The 21174-nt window shown below is 43.0% G+C and carries 23 protein-coding genes and 1 tRNA gene; 17 read left to right on the top strand and 7 right to left on the bottom strand.

The genetic code is table 11. The features are described 5' to 3' along the window. Positions 1 to 19: 19 nt before the first annotated feature. The 8 genes from rny to MK127_02420 all read left to right on the top strand — a co-directional run bounded on the left by rny (position 20) and on the right by MK127_02420 (position 6203). On the top strand, positions 20 to 1552 hold the full coding sequence (gene rny / locus MK127_02455; GenBank protein ID MCH2531658.1) for a ribonuclease Y: 1533 nt from the start codon (positions 20 to 22) through the stop codon (positions 1550 to 1552). Positions 1553 to 1569: 17 nt separating this feature from the next. Beyond that, the gene (locus MK127_02450; GenBank protein MCH2531657.1) at positions 1570 to 2355 is read left to right on the top strand and encodes a YmdB family metallophosphoesterase; all 786 of its coding nucleotides are present in this window, start codon (positions 1570 to 1572) and stop codon (positions 2353 to 2355) included. Continuing rightward, entirely contained in the window at positions 2352 to 3185 is an 834-nt protein-coding gene (locus MK127_02445; protein MCH2531656.1) for a PHP domain-containing protein, read from the top strand. The genes MK127_02450 and MK127_02445 overlap by 4 nt, the downstream gene beginning before the upstream one ends. Positions 3186 to 3188: 3 nt before the next feature. Next, positions 3189 to 3845 (top strand): glycerol-3-phosphate acyltransferase, encoded by a 657-nt coding sequence (locus MK127_02440; GenBank protein MCH2531655.1) that lies wholly within the window; start codon positions 3189 to 3191, stop codon positions 3843 to 3845. Positions 3846 to 3879: 34 nt separating this feature from the next. Beyond that, a tRNA-Gly gene (locus MK127_02435) sits at positions 3880 to 3954 on the top strand. 27 nt (positions 3955 to 3981) lie between these two features. After that, the gene (locus tag MK127_02430) at positions 3982 to 5100 is read left to right on the top strand and encodes a cupin domain-containing protein (GenBank protein MCH2531654.1); all 1119 of its coding nucleotides are present in this window, start codon (positions 3982 to 3984) and stop codon (positions 5098 to 5100) included. A gap of 10 nt (positions 5101 to 5110) precedes the next feature. Next, positions 5111 to 6007, top strand: a complete 897-nt coding sequence (gene era, locus MK127_02425; protein MCH2531653.1) for a GTPase Era — start codon at positions 5111 to 5113, stop codon at positions 6005 to 6007. 1 nt (position 6008) lies between these two features. After that, positions 6009 to 6203, top strand: a complete 195-nt coding sequence (locus MK127_02420) for a hypothetical protein (GenBank protein MCH2531652.1) — start codon at positions 6009 to 6011, stop codon at positions 6201 to 6203. Here MK127_02420 and MK127_02415 read toward each other — a convergent pair. Next, positions 6200 to 7384, bottom strand: coding sequence for a thiolase family protein (locus tag MK127_02415; protein ID MCH2531651.1), 1185 nt, complete (start codon positions 7382 to 7384; stop codon positions 6200 to 6202). The two genes, MK127_02420 and MK127_02415, sit on opposite strands and share 4 nt — an antisense overlap. Before the next feature lie 178 nt (positions 7385 to 7562). Here MK127_02415 and MK127_02410 point away from each other — a divergent pair, with 178 nt between their 5' ends. Continuing rightward, on the top strand, positions 7563 to 7706 hold the full coding sequence (locus MK127_02410) for a hypothetical protein (protein MCH2531650.1): 144 nt from the start codon (positions 7563 to 7565) through the stop codon (positions 7704 to 7706). Between the two features lie 51 nt (positions 7707 to 7757). Here MK127_02410 and MK127_02405 read toward each other — a convergent pair whose 3' ends face one another. From MK127_02405 to MK127_02390, 4 genes are read right to left on the bottom strand one after another with little or no spacing between them, the layout of a single operon-like run. Then, positions 7758 to 8525 carry an aldolase/citrate lyase family protein gene (locus MK127_02405; protein ID MCH2531649.1) on the bottom strand — a complete coding sequence of 256 codons (768 nt, stop codon included), beginning with the start codon at positions 8523 to 8525 and terminating at the stop codon, positions 7758 to 7760. Further along, complete coding sequence (locus MK127_02400) at positions 8522 to 9541, bottom strand: flippase-like domain-containing protein (protein MCH2531648.1); 1020 nt, start codon at positions 9539 to 9541, stop codon at positions 8522 to 8524. The genes MK127_02405 and MK127_02400 overlap by 4 nt, the downstream gene beginning before the upstream one ends. Before the next feature lie 8 nt (positions 9542 to 9549). Next, a complete protein-coding gene (gene rsmG, locus MK127_02395; GenBank protein MCH2531647.1) occupies positions 9550 to 10287 on the bottom strand; it encodes a 16S rRNA (guanine(527)-N(7))-methyltransferase RsmG in 738 nt (245 codons plus the stop codon). After that, positions 10284 to 10811: a BlaI/MecI/CopY family transcriptional regulator gene (locus tag MK127_02390; protein ID MCH2531646.1), complete on the bottom strand. Its 528-nt coding sequence runs from the start codon at positions 10809 to 10811 to the stop codon at positions 10284 to 10286. Before MK127_02390 ends, rsmG begins: the two co-directional genes overlap by 4 nt. Positions 10812 to 10973: 162 nt before the next feature. Between MK127_02390 and MK127_02385 the strand changes: the two genes are divergently transcribed. Continuing rightward, on the top strand, positions 10974 to 13916 hold the full coding sequence (locus tag MK127_02385; protein ID MCH2531645.1) for an FAD-binding protein: 2943 nt from the start codon (positions 10974 to 10976) through the stop codon (positions 13914 to 13916). Here the strand turns inward: MK127_02385 and MK127_02380 are convergent. Next, on the bottom strand, positions 13913 to 14302 hold the full coding sequence (locus tag MK127_02380) for a DUF6232 family protein (GenBank protein MCH2531644.1): 390 nt from the start codon (positions 14300 to 14302) through the stop codon (positions 13913 to 13915). The two genes, MK127_02385 and MK127_02380, sit on opposite strands and share 4 nt — an antisense overlap. 3 nt (positions 14303 to 14305) lie before the next feature. Then, the gene (gene cimA, locus MK127_02375) at positions 14306 to 15892 is read right to left on the bottom strand and encodes a citramalate synthase (protein ID MCH2531643.1); all 1587 of its coding nucleotides are present in this window, start codon (positions 15890 to 15892) and stop codon (positions 14306 to 14308) included. 104 nt (positions 15893 to 15996) lie between these two features. On the opposite strand from cimA, the gene MK127_02370 reads away from it, so the two are divergent. The 7 genes from MK127_02370 (at position 15997) to MK127_02340 (ending at position 21169) form a co-directional block, all read left to right on the top strand. Beyond that, a complete protein-coding gene (locus MK127_02370; protein MCH2531642.1) occupies positions 15997 to 16716 on the top strand; it encodes a uracil-DNA glycosylase in 720 nt (239 codons plus the stop codon). A gap of 114 nt (positions 16717 to 16830) precedes the next feature. Continuing rightward, positions 16831 to 17733, top strand: a complete 903-nt coding sequence (gene rpsB, locus MK127_02365) for a 30S ribosomal protein S2 (protein MCH2531641.1) — start codon at positions 16831 to 16833, stop codon at positions 17731 to 17733. 82 nt (positions 17734 to 17815) lie between these two features. Beyond that, complete coding sequence (locus MK127_02360; GenBank protein ID MCH2531640.1) at positions 17816 to 18262, top strand: elongation factor Ts; 447 nt, start codon at positions 17816 to 17818, stop codon at positions 18260 to 18262. Between the two features lie 8 nt (positions 18263 to 18270). After that, positions 18271 to 19002: a UMP kinase gene (gene pyrH, locus MK127_02355; protein ID MCH2531639.1), complete on the top strand. Its 732-nt coding sequence runs from the start codon at positions 18271 to 18273 to the stop codon at positions 19000 to 19002. 24 nt (positions 19003 to 19026) lie between these two features. Beyond that, entirely contained in the window at positions 19027 to 19596 is a 570-nt protein-coding gene (gene frr, locus MK127_02350; GenBank protein MCH2531638.1) for a ribosome recycling factor, read from the top strand. Positions 19597 to 19599: 3 nt separating this feature from the next. Then, positions 19600 to 20364: a polyprenyl diphosphate synthase gene (gene uppS / locus MK127_02345; protein MCH2531637.1), complete on the top strand. Its 765-nt coding sequence runs from the start codon at positions 19600 to 19602 to the stop codon at positions 20362 to 20364. Beyond that, positions 20351 to 21169, top strand: coding sequence for a phosphatidate cytidylyltransferase (locus MK127_02340; GenBank protein ID MCH2531636.1), 819 nt, complete (start codon positions 20351 to 20353; stop codon positions 21167 to 21169). Before uppS ends, MK127_02340 begins: the two co-directional genes overlap by 14 nt. Positions 21170 to 21174 lie beyond the last annotated feature (5 nt).

The raw sequence follows: 21174 nt of genomic DNA, 5'->3' as shown, positions 1-21174 counted from the left end.
AGTGAGAAAGGAGACGCTCATGGAGGCGTTATTAATAGGCTCCGCAATAGGAGTAATTGCAGGGATAATCGTTACAATTTTAGTAAAATTTATCCTCAATCAAATTAATCGTGGGAAAAAAATAAGTGCTGCTTCAAGCGAGGCGGATCGTATCTTGAGTGATGCAGAAGAACAGAAGAAAAGACTTCTACTTGAGGCTCAAGAAGAAGCATTGCGCAATAAACAAGAAATTGAATCCGATGCGCGTGACAGGAGAAGAGAGCTCCAGCGAGCAGAAACTCGCCTGCAGAATCGAGAGGAAAATCTCGACAATCGCCAGGACACATTAGAAGCCAGAGAGTCCAAACTATCTGACCGTGAATCCACATTAGAAACCGCTTATGCTGAGGTAGAAGATTTAAAAACAGAGCAAGTTTCAAAGCTCGAAGAAGTAGCAAATTTAAGTTTGGCAGACGCTAAAGATCAGATAATGCAAACAGCAGAATCTGCGATGGAACAAGAAATTGCAAAACGCTATTACACGTTAGAACAGAAAATGCATTCCGATGTCGATGAAAAAGCAAAAACTATAATTGCATTATCTATTCAACGACTCGCAGCTGATGTAGTCAACGAATCAACGACATCTCTCGTATCCCTCCCTAGTGATGATATGAAAGGAAGGCTTATCGGAAGGGAAGGGCGCAACATACGAGCAATCGAAGCAGCTACAGGAGTTGATCTCATTATTGATGACACCCCTGAAGCAGTTACTGTTTCTTGCTTTGATCCAATTAGAAGAGAGGTAGCTAAAATCGCTCTTACTAACCTTATTGCCGATGGACGGATCCACCCGGCACGTATCGAAGAGTCAGTGATAAAAGCGCAAAAAGAAGTTGAAGACACTATTGCCCGGTGTGGAGAACAGGCAGTTCTGGATGCAGCAGTTAGGGGTTTGAATCCAGAATTAATTAAACTAATTGGAAGGCTTCAATATCGATATAGCTACGGGGAAAACATCCTTCAGCATTCGGTCGAAGTTTCGCGGATTGCAGGTATGCTTGCCGGCGAAATCAATGCTGATGTCCAAATTGCAAAGGCAGGCGGTTTATTACACGATATTGGTAAAGCTCTAACTCACGAAGTCGAAGGAACGCACGTTGAGCTCGGAGAGGAAGTAGCTAGACGGTACAACCTATCGCCTGCTGTAGCCGCTGCCATTAACGAGCATCATGAAGATGATCGTGGCTCAGCAGAGGCCTTTATAGTAGCGGCCGCTGATGCCATAAGTGCTGCACGCCCTGGATCTAGGCGTGACACAGTAGAGCTCTATCTGAAGCGGTTAGAAGCACTGGAAGATGTAGCCAATAGTTTCGATGGTGTTCAAAAATCTTTTGCTATTCAAGCTGGTCGTGAAGTACGCATTTTAGTGCAACCTGATGAACTCGATGATGTAGAGGCTTCCGATCTTGCTCGAAAAGTCGTGAAAAAAATCGAAGAGAACCTTGTTTATCCAGGCGAAATTGTTGTAACTGTAGTCCGCGAAACTCGAACTACTGAAGTTGCACATTAAATTCGGGAGGAGTTAGCTTGAAGGTACTGATGGTCGGGGACATTGTTGGTCGCCCGGGAAGATCTGCACTATCCCACATTCTTCCCAAGCTTCGAAGTGAATTAGATTTGGATTTTGTTGTTGTAAATGGGGAAAACGCGGCTGCCGGTTTTGGGCTTACGGACGATACTGCGGATGAAATACTAAAGGCTGGAGCCAATGTCATTAGTGGGGGTAATCATACTTTTGACCAGCGAGATTTCATACCATCATTAAACGGTGAAATGCCATTTCTTCGCCCAGCAAATTACCCCGCTACCGCACCAGGAAGAGGCCACATAATTATTGGAGGAGTTGCTGTTCTCAATCTACAGGGCCGCGTCTACATGCCAGAAGGTCTAGACTCCCCATTCACCACCGCAGAAACTCTACTAGAGGAAATAGAATTGCAATCACCAAAGGCAATTCTCGTAGACTTCCATACCGAAGCAACATCAGAACAAGCGGCAATGGGGTGGTATTTGGATGGAAGAGTAAGCATAGTGGTAGGAACCCATACTCATGTTCCAACTGCAGACGCCAAAATACTACCTAAGGGAACTGCCTTCGTCACTGACCTTGGAATGACAGGGCCCCTCAATTCAATAATTGGCAGTAAAGTCGAAGATGTTCTAGCGAAATTTTTGACTGCAATGCCCAAAAGACTAACCGTAGCTGAAAATACCGGCCCTTTGCAGTTCAATTCCTTATACGCAGAGCTCGATGATCTTAGCGGGCTGGCAAAACATGTAGAAAGAATAGATAAAATTATCAGCCTCCCATGAAAATCGACTTGCATACTCATTCAACTTGTTCTGATGGGAATTTGTCTCCCAGCGATCTTGTCGATTTCTTTGTAAAAATGGACATTAATATCGCCTCTCTGACGGATCATGATTCCACAGAAGGGCTAAATGAGGCTTACGAAAGACTTGGAACACTAGATACTCACCTAGAATTAATACCAGGCATCGAAATTAGTGCAGTTCATCCCTTGGTGCGAAATTCAGAAGTACATGTACTCGGTTACTTTATGCACTATAACGATCCTGTGTTTCAACAAACACTTACTTATTTTCGAGGACAAAGAGAGCTTCGTTGCAAAAAAATAATTGACCGGTTAAATGAATTGGGATACCAATTAAGCTGGGATGATCTAAAGCCCACAGGGTCAAGTATCGGGAGACCTCACATAGCGAAAGCCCTCTTTGAAAAAGGCTATCTAAGAACCCCCAAAGATGCATTCAAAGGTCTTCTTAACGAAGGAGGCAGTGCCTTTGTACATCAAGAAAATATTTCAATGCAAGGAGCAGTAGATCTTATTCGCTCAGTAAGCGGAGTTGCTGTCCTGGCTCACCCAGTCTATGTGAAGAATTATGACGCTATTTTACCTACCTTACAGGAAATGGGCTTCAGCGGATTTGAAGTATTCTATCCAGAATTTACGCTACACGAACAGAAACAATTATTAGAAAGAGCTCATCAATTAAATCTACTTCCCTGTGGGGGTAGCGATTACCATGCGACGGGGATATCAGGTGAAAATCTCCCAGGTACCGGCGGCCCTACTCAAGATATATTCAATGAATTACGCAGGCGCGCCAAGGCATCTTAACGAATGATCTCAAACTCTGGATATCTTCTTTTTATAGCGTCAACGTATCTCTTAGCTTCAGTCCCTTCTGCATACCTCGTAGGCAAATTAGTTAAAAATATCGATCTTCGATATGTCGGTAGCGGCACAATAGGAGCATCCAACGTCTATCACAACGTTGGGAAGTATTGGGTCATTCCTGTAGGCCTATTCGACGGGTTAGTAAAAAGCTATTTGCCTATTACCATTGCTCAGGTTCTGGGATTGGGAGTTACCCAGCAAATTTTGATAGGCCTCACCTCAATAATAGGCCACAATTGGCCTATTTTTCTAAGATTTAAAGGAGGAAGGGGAGTAGCACCAAGCCTCGGGGTATTACTTTCACTAGGGCAACTGGAATTAGCTTTTTTTACAGTTGTCGCTTGCGCCGGATGGCAATTGTATCGGTCTGCTCCAATATGGGTTCTTATAAGCTTTATCACTTTGCCTTTAGTCTCAATGTACTTAGAAAAGCCATTACAAATTATTATTCTTATGTATGGAATTTTATTTTGTACAATTACAAAAAGATTACTTTCAAACTTTTCTTTTACACATGAGGGAAACCTTAAAACTCTATTGATGTACCGAATATTCTTTGACCGCGATATTTCAGATTCCCAAAACTGGGTGAAAAAGTAGACGAGCAACAAGTGCTGCCCTAGAATCATCGCATGCGGGCGTAGCTCAGGGGCAGAGCATTTGCTTCCCAAGCAAAGGGCCGTGGGTTCGAATCCCATCGCCCGCTCCAATAATAAATTTTATATGCGTGGATTGAATGTCACACCAGGTCAGGCCATCTGCTGAAAAAATAATAAAACACGACGCATACCGTGACTTCCAGGCCAAGGAAGGTATTCCGGTTATAACTGGATTTGCGGTAGATGATCTAAATACCGTTGAGGTGAAGCCTTGGGCACGGCTAAATTGCCTGGGAACCTACATCAACCTAGACGGTACCGGTGATACGAATGACGCGTATGTAGCCGAAATTCCTCCTGGTAAAAAAATGGCCCCAGAAAAGCATATATTTGAGAAAAATATTTTTGTTTTGAGTGGCAGAGGTGCGACGCTTGTAGGTGATCACCCGAGAAGCCAAACAAGTTTTGAATGGAAAAAAGGGAGTGTTTTTTCCATTCCAATAAATGTCAGTCATCAACATTTGAATGGAAGCGGGTCAGAACCTGCACGCTTCGTAGCAGTGACAACCGCACCTTTAACAATGAACCTTTTCCACAATGAAGGCTTCATTTTCAATAACCCCTACGTGTTTGAAGATCGCCTTGGAAACCAAAAAAGCTTTCAAGGGGAAGGCAAAATGTGGACTGCAACAACCGGCAGGACAAATGCATGGGAAACCAATTTTATTCCCGATGTAGAAACGTTTACTACTTTCGAATGGAAAGAACGAGGAGCTGGTGGTGCCCACATAAAATTTGAACTTGCTCATCAAACTCAAACTGCACACGTATCAGAATTCCCCGTAGGTACATATAAAAAAGCTCACAAGCATGGACCCGGAGCACATGTGATAATACTCAAAGGTCAGGGATACTCCCTACTTTGGCCTTCACATGAGGATCCTACTACCTTCTTGGAACGAGTGGATTGGAAACCTGGGTCAATGGTTGTTCCTCCTAATGGATGGTTCCATCAGCATTTTAATGGCGGAAACACGCCTGCTAGGTATCTAGCGTTCCGCTGGAACAGTCAAAGGTATTACTTTTCCTTAGGCGTTGCAATGGAAGGAGAGACTGACGTAGATGTGAGCCTCGGTGGAGGGCAAATAGAATATGAAAATGAAAATCCGCTAATCCATCAAATTTTTGTCGAAACTCTCACCAAATCTGGGGCAACTTCAAAAATGTCCAAATTTTTCAACCCTGAACCGAAATGATATAGCGTCTATGGATTCCTCTAAAGTACCATTCAGAAGCGGACTTGTAGCCATCATCGGGCGCTCCAATGTTGGCAAATCCACTTTAATGAACGCCCTAGTTGGCCAAAAAGTTACGATTGTCAGCGCAAAACCCCATACGACGCGCCATCGACTACTAGGAATTCTCACCAATGAAAATTTCCAAATTGGATTACTTGACACCCCAGGTTTTTTGAAAGGCGGTCGTGACTTACTTGATACTTCCATGTCACGCGAGTCTTCAAGTGCCCTGAGCGACGCCAATGCAATAATATTAGTAGTGGAGCCACGGCTTCCAGGAGACATAGAGTTAAATTTAGTAAATCAAATCAAAAAATCAGGCAAAAACGCCTTCCTAGTTCTGAACAAAATTGACACTATTCCTAAAAATAAATTGTTACCTGTGATACAAAAATATTCAGATATCCATTCCTTTCAGGAAATTTTTCCAGTGAGTAGCATTATGTCGGAAGGTTTAGATTCCGTCGTTACCTCTATTTCGAATGCAATGCCCCAGCGAGAGGCTTTATTCCCAGCAGATGCTTTAACTGATAGATCGGTCCGGTTCCTAGTTGGAGAGCTCATCCGAGAACGCGTTTTTAATTTATACAGGCATGAAATACCTTACGATGTAGCAATAGAAATTGAGGATTTTGATGAACGTGCTGATGGCGCTCGGGATTATATACGTGCGGTAATTTACGTAGACAAACCGTCACAAAAGCAACTACTTATCGGAGGAAATGGGAGCGCACTAAAATTAGTAGGAGTCGATTCCCGGCCAGAAATTGAAAAACTTGTTGGGAAACCTGTCTACTTAGATTTATGGGTAAAAATAAACCCTAAGTGGCGCAACAAAGCAGGGTTTATCCAAAAAATACTTTAATATGACTTATAACGGATGCACCACAACTAAAATATTTTGCAGACCTAACTGCCCTCCCGGTAGACGAACAAAACCAGAAAATAGAGTGTCTTTTTCTAATCCACATGAAGCTATGCTAAGCGGGTTTCGCGCGTGTAAAGTCTGCACCCCATTAATTGGTGCTCCAGGCCCCTGGAAAAAGAAAAATCAGAGTTAATTTAGTCGCTCAAAAATAGTAGAAACTCCTTGCCCTCCGCCTACACACATCGTCACCAATCCCATTTCGCCATCACTTCGAGAAAGCTCTTCCATCAGTTTGACAGTCATTATCGCACCAGTCGCACCAACAGGATGCCCTAAAGAAATTCCACTGCCATTTACATTTGTACGCTCAGAATCCATTCCCAGTTCCTGCATAACATATGCAGCTTGAGCGGCAAAGGCTTCATTTAGCTCAATTACATCCAGATCTTCCACTTTCATTCCCGTCTTACTCAATACTTTTTTAGTGGAAGGCACTGGACCAATACCCATAATTGCGGGGTCTACTCCAGAAACCCCCCTACCAACCCATTTCAATCGGGGTAATAGTCCATAACTTTCTGCGCGTGCTCTCGACATTACTACAACTGCTGCTGCTGCATCATTAATTCCAGCAGAATTACCTGCAGTTACACTGCCACCTTCTTTAAATACTGGGCGTAATTTAGCCAACCCTTCTAGTGTGGTATCCGAGCGTGGGTGCTCATCAACGGTGATAATTAGATCATCCCCTCTTCGCTGGGGAACAATTACGGGAGCAATTTGTGATTCAAAATATCCAGCGTTTTGCGCATGCACGGCGCGCTGATGGCTTGTTACGGCCATTTGATCTTGAACTTCTCTTGTGATTTCAAATTGATGGGCCACATTTTCTGCGGTTACCCCCATATGATAATCATAAATAGGGCAGCTCAGACCCATGGTAAGACCATCTGTCATCATATAGTCGCCCATTCGAGGGCCGTCAAATCGTATATCGCGCATTAAGTAAGGAACCCTACTCATGCTGTCCGCGCCTCCTGCAACAACAATTTCAGATTCGCCCGTAGCAATAGATTGCACTGCTAAATTAATAGCTTCAAGCCCCGAAGAGCAGGCTCTATTTATCGTCATGGCAGGGATATGTTCTGGTAAGCCAGCCTTTAACATTGCACGACGAGCAACATATCCAGTCTCATCAGCTTGCAAAACATTACCCATAATTACTTCATCTACATCTTCAGGCTGAATTTTAGCGCGTTCTATTGCTGCTTTAATCGCAACTGCACCAAGGTCAGAAGCGAGCAAATTTTTAAACGACCCACCAAAACGACCGATAGGAGTCCTTGCTCCGCTTACAATTACGATATCTTCCATCTCAGGCCTCCAATTTTCGAAAATATATTCACTTAGCTGCAGCTAAGCTATACCTTAAAGTTTTAGCCATCTAACAGGGATAATTCTCCCCCATAAAAGCTTTACGCGACGCAGAAAATATGTTCTGCGACCAAATACTGTACCCACCAAGACCAGCAAGACCGAGTAGGAAGGTGGGATGAATAATAAGTACATTCCTCGATATAGCCAAGATCCTGAAATGAAATTACCTTCTAGTCCAAAAACGTCCCCAAGAAGAAAACTACTGAAAAGGACAGAAGAAAACCCAGTGATCGAAAAAACAATTACTATTATTAAATAATTTAGAATCAATTTACATTTCCAAGTCGGGATAATACTTTAATCTGAGAGATCATCGACCTTCTTCTAACGCTCTAGACCCTTCGACATAGTCTTTCGCAGCGCCCAACAAAAGCCCATTTGCTCCCGTCAGGAACAGCTGAACGCCTCTATCTCGCCAATATGCATAGTCCTCTGGAGTGCGAGCTATAGTTCCAGCTGTCTTACCCGCATCAACAATTTTTTTTGTTAATTCCTCTATCACTTTTAGTACAGAATCATGCTTAGCCTGACCGGGAACGCCTAACGCAACAGATAAATCTGATGGCCCTAGAAAAACTGCATCCACTCCGTCAACCGATATTATTTCATCAGCATTCTTTATCCCATCATTCGTCTCAATTTGGACCATTACAACAGTCGCTTCATTAGCTATGTCCACATATCCTGTACTCGTCGAAAAATCATTGGCTCTTACGCCCGCTAATCCACGCTTACCAATAGGAGGGTATTTCACAGAATCAACGACAGCCTTAGCATCTTTTGCAGAATTCACCATTGGGATCATTACACCTAAAGAACCTGCATCCAAAAATTTTGCTATCACCTGCTGGGAGTTTTCTCCAACCCGTGACATAGCCGGAATTCCTTTTGCCTCAGCAGCACGAATCATTTCAGCAGCATCACCTGCACTTATTGGATTGTGTTCGCCGTCAATCATCACATAATCGACTCCCGCAACTGCAAGGAGCTCAACAGTTGTGGGCGATTCTATACTCACAAACACACCAAGCAACGGTGCTCCTGACTTAAGTTTTTCCCTAAATTCCGAACTAATCATGAGTCCTCCTTTACCACATTTCGCAAACTATTAATCTGTCGAATTAAAAACGCCAATCCGCCAAAAAGTATTGTACTCAAGAAGCTTATAGTACGATCAACTAAAGCAACGGCCACCGCTAATTCAAATGCAAGCTCTAACCCCAGCAATCCAGTAATACCTGTCTCAACAAAGCCAAGCCCGCCCGGCGTTAAAGGGACTCCCGATAGCAATCCATTCGCCATGGGAACAAAAAGTATAAGGCCTAAAGAAATAGAAACACCCATTGCCTTTAGTACAAAAAATAGTCTCCCCACCTCACAAAGCCAAGCGGCAATTGCAAGAATAAAAACTATATCCATTCTTCTAAAGCTACCCATCGTCGCATCATAAAATTTGTGATAAGTCTCTCTTATCTGGCGTGGCAACTTTGGACTAATCCATTTGCGTGCAAAGACCATAGCTAGCAATGCGATAACTAAAATAACTAATAATGCCAAACCTAGAATCAATATCAGTACAGGAGGAGCAATCTGGCCGACTGCGAGTAAAATGATCACCCCTGTGATCATTAATACGACAATTACTGCTAAATCCACTATCCGATCCGCTAAAACTACACCCATGCTCGTTGAAAAACTGACTTTACTATCCTCAGAATAAATGTAGGCACGGTAGGCGTCTCCAACGCGAAACCAGGCAACCGAATTAGCAAACCAACTCATCAGAATAACTCTTGATGCGTACCATAAAGATGGCGTCCAATTTTGCCCGTCATTACTAGAATTCTTTAGAAGCAGGATCCATCTATAACCACGAAACACGAAGGTTAAATAATGCGTAACTAGAGCAATGAAATACCACCACGGGTTAATAGCTTTTATTGCAATCCAAGTGTCATTCCATCCAATATCAATGCGCCAGAGTGCAACGCTTCCGAACCCTGCAAGAAGAGAAAATGTGATAACTAATCTTAATAAAAATGACCGACCGCGCCTTGAGAGGAAAGATTGAGGTTTTGATTCAAGTGATGACATGCCGTTGACTATCCAAGAGGACGCTTAGCGGGTATACCAGCTTTTCGAGGGAATTTATCTGGAATTGAATTTATCTTACGAACCATAATTAAACTTCGAGAATTCAAGCCTATTCCGGCTCCTACCTTGCTTACATCATAAACGGTTCCGCCAAGTATTGAAGCGGTTTGCAAGTACTTAATCGCATCTACCTCAGCATCTGCTCCTCTTTGTCCTAGTAAAAATCCTCCAACTCTACAGAAAGGTAATGACAATTCAAGAACAGTCGGCCAACTACCTAGTGCTCGGCTGGTGACAAAATCAAATTTCTCTCGAAATTGCTCCTTATGCGCAGCCTCCTCAGCTCTCGCAAAATAAGTGTCGCCTTCAATTTCCAGTTCCTTTAACGCCATCTGGAGATATTCCACTTTTTTATTTTTGGCTTCAATCAAATGAAGATCTAGCGAAGGAATTGCTATTTTCAAAGGAATACCAGGAAAACCTCCTCCCGTCCCTACATCAAGTAATTTCGCATTAAGGAATCCACAAGATTTAATAAACGGTACTATTGACAATGAATCTAGAAAATGAACTTTTATCGCCTGCTTCAGTCCCAAATCTGAAGTTAAAGATGCGCGTTTATTAAACATTCGCATTAACTTAAGTAAAGTTTTAAATTTTTCAATCTGAACATCGTCTAAGGTCACCCCCAAAGTTGATGCATCCAAATTAAACAGTGCCCAATCCTCTGGTAACACATCGTTCATTTCCGTTTCTTTCGAGGGCGAAATATAGAAGAAATTACTTGAAGAATCAGTGCCGCCAAAACTAGCGTTATTAATGAATTCTTTTGCAAATTTTTTGTCTCACGACCATAGTCCCAAAAATTTGCATGCTCATCATCCAATGTATTTCTAGGCTGTTTTGTGTCAATTGCATCAGCTAAAAATTGCGCGGAAGAGCCTCCGTAAAGATTTACATAATCACTCACTAAGCCCTCCGCAACTGAACGCAGAAAACTTTGACGTGATTCTGTTGCAAAATAATGATACGCACGACCATCCAAGCTTCTACCAAGTAGCAATTTATCTACCAAGCGATTGAGAACAGTCATTACGGTTTTGTAATTATGAGCAGTATCTAATTTATCAATAATTCCTTGCACCGAAAGAGGGCCTTCCGAATTCCAAATCGCTTCCATTAATTCAGTTTCTAAGGGCCCAAGTGTACGATAAGTTTTCTTTGCATCTTTGCCAGAATCTGGCGGGAAATCTGTATTTTGATCAATCATTGCATCTCTCGTTCGTAACTACTTTATATTAAAGTTATAATCTAAAAGATATAAGTACTAATATGATCGTCAAAATAACTTATACCTAATGCCCTACAACGAAACCCTTCTCAGTTTGCACTACCTTGGGTAAAGTTATAAGCCATTACTTGAGGTTCAACTATGCCACTTCTGTACGAAACTGCCCGTAAAGGGGCAACCATAAACGAAGCTGAAATTGGGATGATTGTTGATAAATTGAAACCCCAAATTTCGGGCGAAGTTCGTATGGACAAATACAACAGGCTTATGTATTCGACCGATGCTTCAATGTACCAGATGACTCCAATCGGAGTCGTTATTCCTCGGACAGCAGACGATGTAGAGGCTGCAATACGTATAGCTAAGGAGCACGGAGTTCCTGTTATGCCAAGAGGGGGCGGAACGGCCCTTGCAGGGCAGACTACTAACCACGCAATAATAATTGATTTCTCTAAATATATGAGAAACATCGTTGAGGTATCACCTGAAGAACGTTGGGCAAAAGTGCAGCCTGGAATAGTCAATAATCACCTTTCGGCCGCTGTTAGAAACCATGGGCTGATGTATGGACCTGATCCCGTAACAAGCGCAAGAGCAACTATCGGAGGCGGGATTGGCAACAATTCTTGTGGCCCTCATTCAGTTATATATGGCAAAACTTTAGACCATATTCTCGAAGTAGATGCAATATTATCGGATGGAAGCAGAGTACATTTCGCCCCCACTACAGGCTCCTTACTAGAAGACAAAATGTCAGAAAACACCCTTGAAGGTGCTATCTATAGAGAAACTCGAAGGTTGGCGTGGGAAAATTCAGCTGAGATAGAGCAACGTTTCCCAAAGATCCTGCGAAGGGTTATGGGTTATAACTTGGATGATTTCATGGGTGAAGGACCTATGAATCTAACCCGTGCAGTGGTGGGATCAGAGGGAACGCTAGTAGCTGTTACTGAAGCAAAAGTAAATTTGGTTCCTGTTCCTCAGTACAAAGGGCTTGGAGTAGTTCATTTTACTGATTTGATTGAATGCATGGAAGCTTCTGTTCCAATTCTTGAACACAGCCCTTCTGCCGTCGAATTAATAGGCCACATGATAATTGACAATTGTAAAGTCAATGCTGGCTACCGCCATCTCCTCAATTACTTTATTGGAGAGCCTAGGGAACTCCTGTTGGTTGAATTCTACGGCGACTCTCCTAGAGAGGTTCAATCTAAATTAGAAGCATTAAAAGCAGATATGGAGCACCGTCGGCTTGGTTATGCAACCATGATATCTAATGACCCTCAGGAACAACGCAGATGGTATGCACTGCGAGAGGCAGGCTTAGGACTGGCCATGGCCTTAAAAGGCGATGCAAAGCCACTACCGTACGTTGAAGATACTGCAGTCTCTCCAGAACAACTGCCAGAGTATGTAAGAAGATTCGAAGAAATTGTTGCCCGCCACGACACAGAATCTGCTTATTACGGCCATGCATCCACCGGTTGTCTCCATATTCGGCCTGTAGTGAACATGAAACAACACGAAGGTGTCGAAAAAATGGCATCCATTGCAGAAGAGATTTCTGATCTAGTTCTAGAATTTGGAGGTAGTCTCACCGGCGAGCATGGTGACGGGATTGTTCGCGGGGTATTCACTGAAAAAATGTTTGGCTCTGATATCTATCAAGCATTTAAAGAATTGAAATCAGCCTTTGATCCCGACTCGATCATGAACCCGGGCAAAATAATTGAGACTCCTGGAATAAGAGAAAATCTCCGGATTGGTCCTGACTACAAAACCTTTGAAGTTCCTACTTACCTTGATTTTAGTGAAGACGGAGGGTTTTCTGCACACGTCGAAATGTGTAACAGCCAAGGAGCATGCAGAAAACTTGATGGAGGAATGTGCCCTTCATTCATGGTCACTCGTGATGAAGAGCACTCTACAAGAGCTAGGGCAACCATGCTACGTATGATTGTTAGCGGGGCACTTCCCGCAGAAGAATTGACTGGTGACCGACTGTACCAAACTATGGATCTTTGTGTTGAGTGCAAAGCTTGCAAAGCAGAGTGTCCATCAAACGTCGATATGGCTAAATTGAAATCTGAGGTATTAAGTAAATATTACGAAAAACATGGACTGCCCTTGCGAGCCCGCCTTTTCGGTAATATTTCAAAACTCAGCCGGATAGGTCAATCTGTAGCTCCACTCACTAATCTCCTAGGGCGCTTCTACTTAGTAAAATTATTTACGGAAAAAACACTTGGGATTTCACGCAAGCGTCCATTACCTCAATTCGCAACGCGTAAATTCTCCTCATGGTTCAAATCCCAGAAAAAGAATTCTCTGAATACTCATAGGGGTGACATAGTCTATTTTAATGACACTTTCACGGAGTACATGCATCCTGAAGTGGGGCGTGCAGCAATTAGAATTCTATCGTCTCTGGGTTATAACGTGATCATAGAAGCTCAAAAGGAATGCTGTGGTAGGCCCCTAATTTCAAAAGGCCAACTCTCTAAGGCCAAAGAATGGGCAAAGGTAAACGTCGAGTCTCTACTTCCTTATGCGGAAAGAGGAACTTTGATTGTAGGAACTGAACCTTCTTGCTTGCTCACATTAAAAGAAGAGTATCCCGAATTATTACGAAGCCCTGAATCCCGATCAGTGGCATCACAAGCATTAATGCTTGATGAATTAATTATGCAAATTGCCGAACAAGAGCCTGATTTGATTAATGAGACGCTTGATTTTTCCAGAGATCAAAGCATCCAAGTTCATGGCCATTGTCATCAGAAAGCTGTTATAGGAACAGATTCTACTTTAGGTGCCTTAAGCTTAGCAGGGTATAAACCAGAGCTCATTGATTCCGCATGCTGTGGAATGGCAGGCACCTTTGGCTTTGAGAAAGAGCATTATGAAACATCTAAAGCAATGGGAGATTTAAAGCTTTTCCCTGCTATAGAAGCACCCGATAAATCCGAATGGCCTATAGCAATTTCTGGAATTTCATGCCGCCAGCAAATTGGGCATTTTACTTCCAAAACCCCAAAACACTGGGCTGAATATATTGCTGATTCATTAAAAATTATTGACCCTTAGTTACGACTAGAATCTATGGCCGTTTGCAAAGCTATTGAAACAGTTTCAACATAGCCTCTATCCTGTGAAGCTAGCACAAATACTGCCCCTCGCTTTGTCATTATCCGGAGCCCAAACCTGGAGCGCTTTCTAGATAGGTTAATTGAGCCTGACAAGAGTGCTACTGCCCCAAGCATCATACCGACAGTTTGCTCAATTACAAATCCAATTACAATAAGTACTATACCAATCAGCAATGTCATTCGCCCGGGCCATCGTTTCGCTTTATCCTCAACAATCGCTACTGACTCTATATTTTTCACTTGATATTCATGCTCACCAAAAATTGCAGACTCAACAGAAATAGAAATCCCATTAGAGTCCATGTGAAAAATTTCTGTAGCCATTATTTATCTCTGCAGCAGTGCATACTCTAAGCTGTCAGCCAAGGCCTGCCAGGAAGCCTCAATAATATTCGTAGAGGCGCCAATAGTTGCCCAGTTTGAGTTTCCATCAGTAGATTCAACTAAAACCCGAACAACTGCTCCTGTACCACCAGGCCCTTGCGAAACAACACGTACTTTGTAATCAGTTAATTCCACATTCTCCAACGATGGGTAAAACTCCAACAGTCCTTTACGTAACGCTTGGTCAAGGGCATTGACCGGACCATTTCCTTCAGCAACAGTGTGCTTGACCTCTCCTCCAACTGAAACTTTAACCATAGCTTCGCACAAAGAATCCTCATCTTCAGCATTCCTCTGCCCCTGTCTACGCCTCTTCTCCATTACCACCATAAAATCCACTAACTCAAATGGAGATTGATATTCAGGCAAAGACCGGTGTACCAATAGTCGAAAAGACGCCTCCGCTCCTTCATATTGAAACCCACGGTTCTCCCTTTCTTTAACAATTTTCAATAAATCGCCTAAGCGTTCTTTGGGTACATCCGCAGATAATCCTTCTTCCTGTAACTTAATTGCAATGTTACTTCGGCCTGCCAATTCAGATACAACAATGTGCTTTAAATTGCCTACAAGGCTGGGATCAATATGCTGGTAGCTTTCTTCTACTTTGGCAACAGCAGACGCATGCAGCCCTCCTTTGTGGGTGAAAGCGCTTTCACCTACGTAAGGTTGGTAACGGTTCCGAGGCATATTTGCCATCTCTGAAGTAAATCGGTGGATCTCGGTCAAAAGCTCAAGTTGATCATCAGTCACCACATCCATACCAAGCTTGAGTTTTAAATTCGCAATAACTGAAAGTAAATTCGCATTACCTGAGCGCTCTCCATACCCATTTATCGTACCTTGAACATGAGACGCTCCTGCCTGCACAGCCGCCAAAGTATTAGCAACTGCAACATCCGAATCATTATGGCAATGAATCCCAATATCTACTTCCATTGCATTTGTAACAGTGGAAACGGTCGCGAATATATCTACAGGAAGAGTCCCTCCGTTCGTATCGCACAGTACAATACACTCAGCCCCCGCTTCAGCAGCAGCAGAAATGCATTGCAAAGAATATTCTGGATTCAACAAGTAACCATCAAAAAAATGCTCCGCATCAAAAATCACTCGCTTACCCAGCTTTTTGAGATATTTAACAGACTCACTAATCATGCGAAGGTTTTCCTCTAAAGGAACCTCCAATACATCATTCACCTGAGTTTCAGATGATTTACCTACAATAGTTAGAACTTTAGCACCACTATCGACTAAGGCCGAAATATTCGAGTCATTCTCAGGAGACACATGGGCGCGACAGGTACTTCCAAAAGCCACAAGCTCTGCATTATTAAGCTTGAGCGTTTTCGCGGCTTGGAAAAATTCATCATCCTTGGGGTTAGATCCTGGCCAACCTCCTTCAATGAAATTTACTCCTAAATGGTCCAACCGTTCCGCGATTTTTAATTTGTCATGCACTGATAAGCTGACACCCTCCATTTGTGTACCGTCTCTTAGAGTGGTGTCATATAATTTTACGTAATCCATCAGGCCCTCCTAGGCCATACTAAATCAAAGTTCCCCATGCCAAATGCAAAAGAAAGGATACCCTGCTCAGGAAAGTGGTCTGAGTTTATTCTATATTAGACATCATGATAACTCGATTTTATAACGGCCCTCTCAAAGGGCACCTACTGCAACTACAGAATGAAATCGTTCAGTGCAAGGCCTGCCCAAGGTTAGTGGAATACCGTGAACGAAAAGCCCTTACAGAGAAAAGGGCAGGCTTTTCTAATTGGGACTACTGGGGTGCGCCGGTACCAAGCCATGGCGATCAAAACGCCAAATTATTAATCGTGGGGCTTGCTCCCGGTGCACATGGCGCAAATCGAACTGGACGGCTTTTTACCGGCGATCCATCTGCAAATTTTCTAACGCAAGCCCTGCACACGGCCGCATTTTCCAATCAACCATCTTCTAGCGACCTTGGGGATGGCTTGAAATTAAATAACGTTTTCTTATCGTCTGCACTTCACTGTGCTCCACCGAACGATAAACCTCTAACTACAGAGTTAAAATCGTGTGAGCATTTCTTGCATGAAGAAATGCATTACCTTCCAAAAATCAAAGCTATTCTAACTTTAGGGCATATTGCATTTAACCAGACTCTGAAAGTCCTTAGTAGTGTTCATAAAAAAAAACTGAACGCAACATTTATTCATGGCGCCGAGTATCATTTCGAAGTAGGCCTGCCTCGCTTATTCATCTCCTATCACCCAAGTCCACGTAACACAAATACAGGAAGGCTTCGCCAAGGCAGTATTGATTCCATACTTAGGCGTATAAATGACTTTCTTGACTCTAGTAACTAGCCGAATTAAAAGCTGTTCCATGTGTGAGGTAAATGATTATGATACAATTTCGTCAACCTATGAAGGATGTCTAACTTCATAGAAATCTCTCAGAACGACGGGAAGGTAGGTCTCATGGTACAAGAAACTACGCTCAATCCTAATCAGGATAATATTCCTTTAGGTGATGAAGCCCTAAGTATGAAAGCGCTGCTAGAGGCAGGTGTGCATTTTGGTCACCAAACCCACCGATGGAATCCTCAAATGCGGCGTTTTATTTTTGCTCAACGCAATGGAATCCATATTGTTGACCTTCAGCAAACCATGGGCCTACTAGAACAGGCCTGCGAATTTGCCAACAAGGTAGCGGCTACGGGCAAGCGCATTTTAATGGTGGGTACGAAAAAACAAGCTCAAGATGCAGTACGTGACGAAGCCATTCGAGCTGGGCAATATTATGTAAACCAGCGATGGCTAGGCGGCACAATAACTAACTTTGAAACTATCGAAAAAAGAATAGATTATCTTGTCCGGTTAGAAGCCAGAAGGGATAGAGGCGAATTTTCAAGGCTGCCTAAAAAAGAGGCTCTAAAACTAGAGGCCTCCATAGAAAAGCTCAATCGCTATTTAGGTGGAATTAAAGAAATGACCGAACTTCCTGGCGCAATGTTTATTGTCGATGTAGGAAGAGAAGACATCGCAGTTGCAGAAGCAAAAAAAGCAGGTGTTCCAATCATCGCGCTTGTAGATACCGACTGCAGCCCTACCAGAGTTGACTGGCCCATCCCCGGCAATGATGACGCTATCCGCTCAATCCGATTAATCTGTCACCATATAGCTCAATCTGCTATGGAAGGTCACAATGAATGGCTTTCCTCTCGGGGTGGTTACAGCCAAGTTATTGATGAACCGATAGAGCCTATTCAAGAAGAGGACTTGGAATCGGAGACTGATACAACAAACGAAAAGGAAGATCTCGAACTAAGTGCCGTTGAAGCCGCTGAGACCGAATCTACAGAATCCGGTTCTTCAGAATAGTTTGAAGAGTAAGAAAGGAAAATAGTTGCAGGTTTCTACTGACTCTATACGCCTCCTGCGCGAAAGAACAGGCGCAGGAATAATGGACTCCAAAAAGGCTCTTGAAGCCTCTAATGGCGATATCGATGAAGCTGAAAATACGCTTCGCGCTAAAGGTATTGCAAAAGCTGCCTCCAAAGCAGGCCGTACCACCGCTGAAGGAATCATAGATTCCTACATACATGCAGGTAGCCGAATCGGAGCGATGGTTGAACTAAACTGTGAAACTGACTTTGTAGGTAGAACACCTGAATTTCAAGAATTAGCACACAATATCGCAATGCAAGTTGCCGCCATGTCTCCAATTTACCTTAGTGAGGAAGAAATTCCTGAAGGTGAAAAAAGGAGTTCTGATGAAATTTGCTTAATGAACCAGTCGTTCATTAAGGACTCCAGCAAGACAATATCTGACTTAATTCTTGAAGTTCGAGCTAAGGTCGGCGAAAACATCAGGGTAGGAAGATTCCAGCGTTTTGGTCTTGGCGAGTAGCATAGCGAATGCGTAAGCCCTCCGAATTTAAACGCGCGGTTTTGAAACTTAGTGGTGAATCGTTGCGTGGCAGTTCATCCGATGGTATTGATTGGTCAGTTCTTGAATATTTAGCGAACGAAGTAAAAAAAGGTATCGGCCTAGGTGTTCAAATAGCACTAGTTGTAGGTGGAGGTAATATTTGGCGTGGTGCCGAGGCAGAGCAAGAGGGCATGGACCGTGCGACCGCTGATTACGCAGGAATGCTGGCTACTATCATCAATGCGCTAGCACTTCAAGATTCCTTAGAGCGCGTTGGTGTAGTTACTCGCACGCAATCCGCACTAGAAATTCGTGCTGTTGCTGAACCTTATATCTACAGACGTGCTGTAAGGCATCTTGAAAAGAAGAGAGTAGTTGTTTTTGCAGCAGGAACAGGGAATCCTTACATGACGACTGATACTACTGCAGCGTTACGTGCTATAGAAATGAACGCTGACTTGCTCTTGATGGCAAAGAATGCCGTTGATGGCGTATACGATTCGGATCCTAAGCAAAATCCCAATGCCAAAAAATTTCACAGCGTTAGTTATATAGAAATATTAAATCGGCAACTGCAGGTAATGGACCCCACCGCATTATCTCTATGTATGGAAAATAAACTACCAATTCATGTATTCGATGTGTTCAACCGTGATTCGATAAGCCGAATCCTTTCTGGGGAGCACATAGGCACACTGATAAACTCAACGAATAAATAACAAGCAGCCAGGAAGGCATCGTAAATGGAGAACGAGGAAGTCACACTCATCTTAGAAGATGCTGAAGAGCGAATGCAAAAGTCTTTAGACTTTTTAAAGCTCGAGATGGATTCAATTCGAACTGGTCGTGCAAACCCAAGTATGCTTGACTCATTAAAAATTGAAGCTTATGGAACATTAATGCCTATTAATCAACTGGCTACCGTTTCGGTACCGGAACCACGCATGCTAATAATTCAACCTTTCGACAAAAACTCTTTGTCTTCCATTGAAAAGGAATTGCAAAAATCTGAGCTCGGCCTCACTCCTAATAACGATGGCTCTGTAATAAGGCTATCTATACCGCAAATGACCCAGGAGCGCCGGCAAGAAATGGTTAAGCGATTGAAGCGACTCCAAGAAGACACCCATGTTTCTATTCGAAACGTAAGGCGTGACGCTTTAGAACACTTAAGAAGTCTCGAGAAAAACAAAGAGATCTCACAAGATGATTTACGACGAGAACAGGATTCTCTACAAAAAATTACTGATTCCCACATATCTCGCGCTGACAGTGAAACATCGCGAAAAGAATCAGAATTAATGGAGGTCTAATGCATGGCACTAGGCCCTCACGACACTTCTCCTTTTAAGCCTTTGGAGCAAAAATTGCCAAATCACGTGGCAATCATAATGGACGGGAATGGGCGATGGGCAACTGAAAAGGGTCTTCCTCGCACTGCAGGCCATCAAGCTGGCACTGAAAATATTGCACGCGTTTTAAATGCGCTTCAATCCCAGTCTGTAAAATATGTAACTCTCTATGCATTCTCAACCGAAAACTGGGGCAGGCCCGACTCAGAAATATCAGGATTAATGGTTATTCTCCAAACAGCAATTGACGCTCAAGTAAACGAGCTTCACAAGAGGAACGTACGTATACGGCATTTGGGGGCTCTCCATCGTCTATCACCTAAACTCAGGCAATCCATCACTGCCGCCGTAGATAGGACACAGGGCAACACCGGTTTAACACTTTGTGTTGCTTTCGACTATGGAGGGAGAGCAGAAATTGTTCAGGCAGTTAAAAGAATCATGGAGCAAACAAGTGACCCGGGAGAAATTACTGAAGAGTTAATTCAATCCAACCTTTATTTACCAGACGTTCCTTACCCTGATTTGATTATTCGTACAGCAGGAGAGCAAAGATTAAGTAATTTCCTTATATGGCAAGCTGCTTATAGCGAATATTACCAAACTCCAATTTTCTGGCCTGAATTTGACGAGAAAGAAGTACAAAGGGCCCTTGATGAATATCTATTAAGGCAACGTAAATTCGGAGCTACATCTGATGCTCTAAGTGAAGATCATGAATACATTTAATTTTACAAATCTCCAGCTGCGCCTAATAAGTGCGTTACTTTATTTACCAGCACTAGGGCTAGTCTTTGGACTTGGAGGCGTCTGGTTTGTTCTTGCCGCTAGTTTTGCTGTTTACATAGGTACTCATGAATTACTTACTCTTTTAAAAAAAGCTGGCTGGCAACCATTAATTCCGCAAGGAGCAATAATTGCAGCCTGCCTTATCGCAGGCCTCCAATTTAATGAGATCGATCAGTTGCTATATTGGATATTTGCTGCTTTTATACTGGCTCTCATCTCATTAATTACACGCCAATCACTGATTGCCATTGGAGATTGGAGCGTGACTTCTACAGGTATCCTTTACGTTTCATTACCTATCTCATCTTTAGTTCTAATGCGATTGGAACCTAATGGCCTTCATTGGTCTATATTTGCAATACTCACAACCTTCGCTACGGATACAGGAGCTTATATTGGAGGAAAGCTTGTTGGTCGACACAAGCTAATTCCTTCGGTTTCACCTAATAAAACTTGGGAAGGCGCTGGATTCGGAATATGCAGTGCTATCTTTTGTGCATTTGCTCTTAATCATTTTTTCGATGCAATTCCAAACGATCTTGCCTTATCTTTAATATTAGGGCTAGGAATCGGAGTGCTTTCACAAGCTGGTGACCTGCTAGAATCAACCTTTAAGCGTTTAGCTAACGTAAAGGACTCAGGGAAAATCATTCCCGGACATGGTGGAATCCTAGATCGGCTGGATAGCCTTATCCCTATCTTCCCTTTTGTATACCTCGTTTTTATATACTGGCCCGGAGCTTAAGGACA

It is taken from the genome of Dehalococcoidia bacterium, from assembly GCA_022449765.1.
Taxonomy (GTDB): domain Bacteria; phylum Chloroflexota; class Dehalococcoidia; order Lucifugimonadales; family Australimonadaceae; genus UBA2963.
Note: the sequence above shows the minus strand (reverse complement) of the source record. Positions and strands in the feature narration are given on the sequence as shown.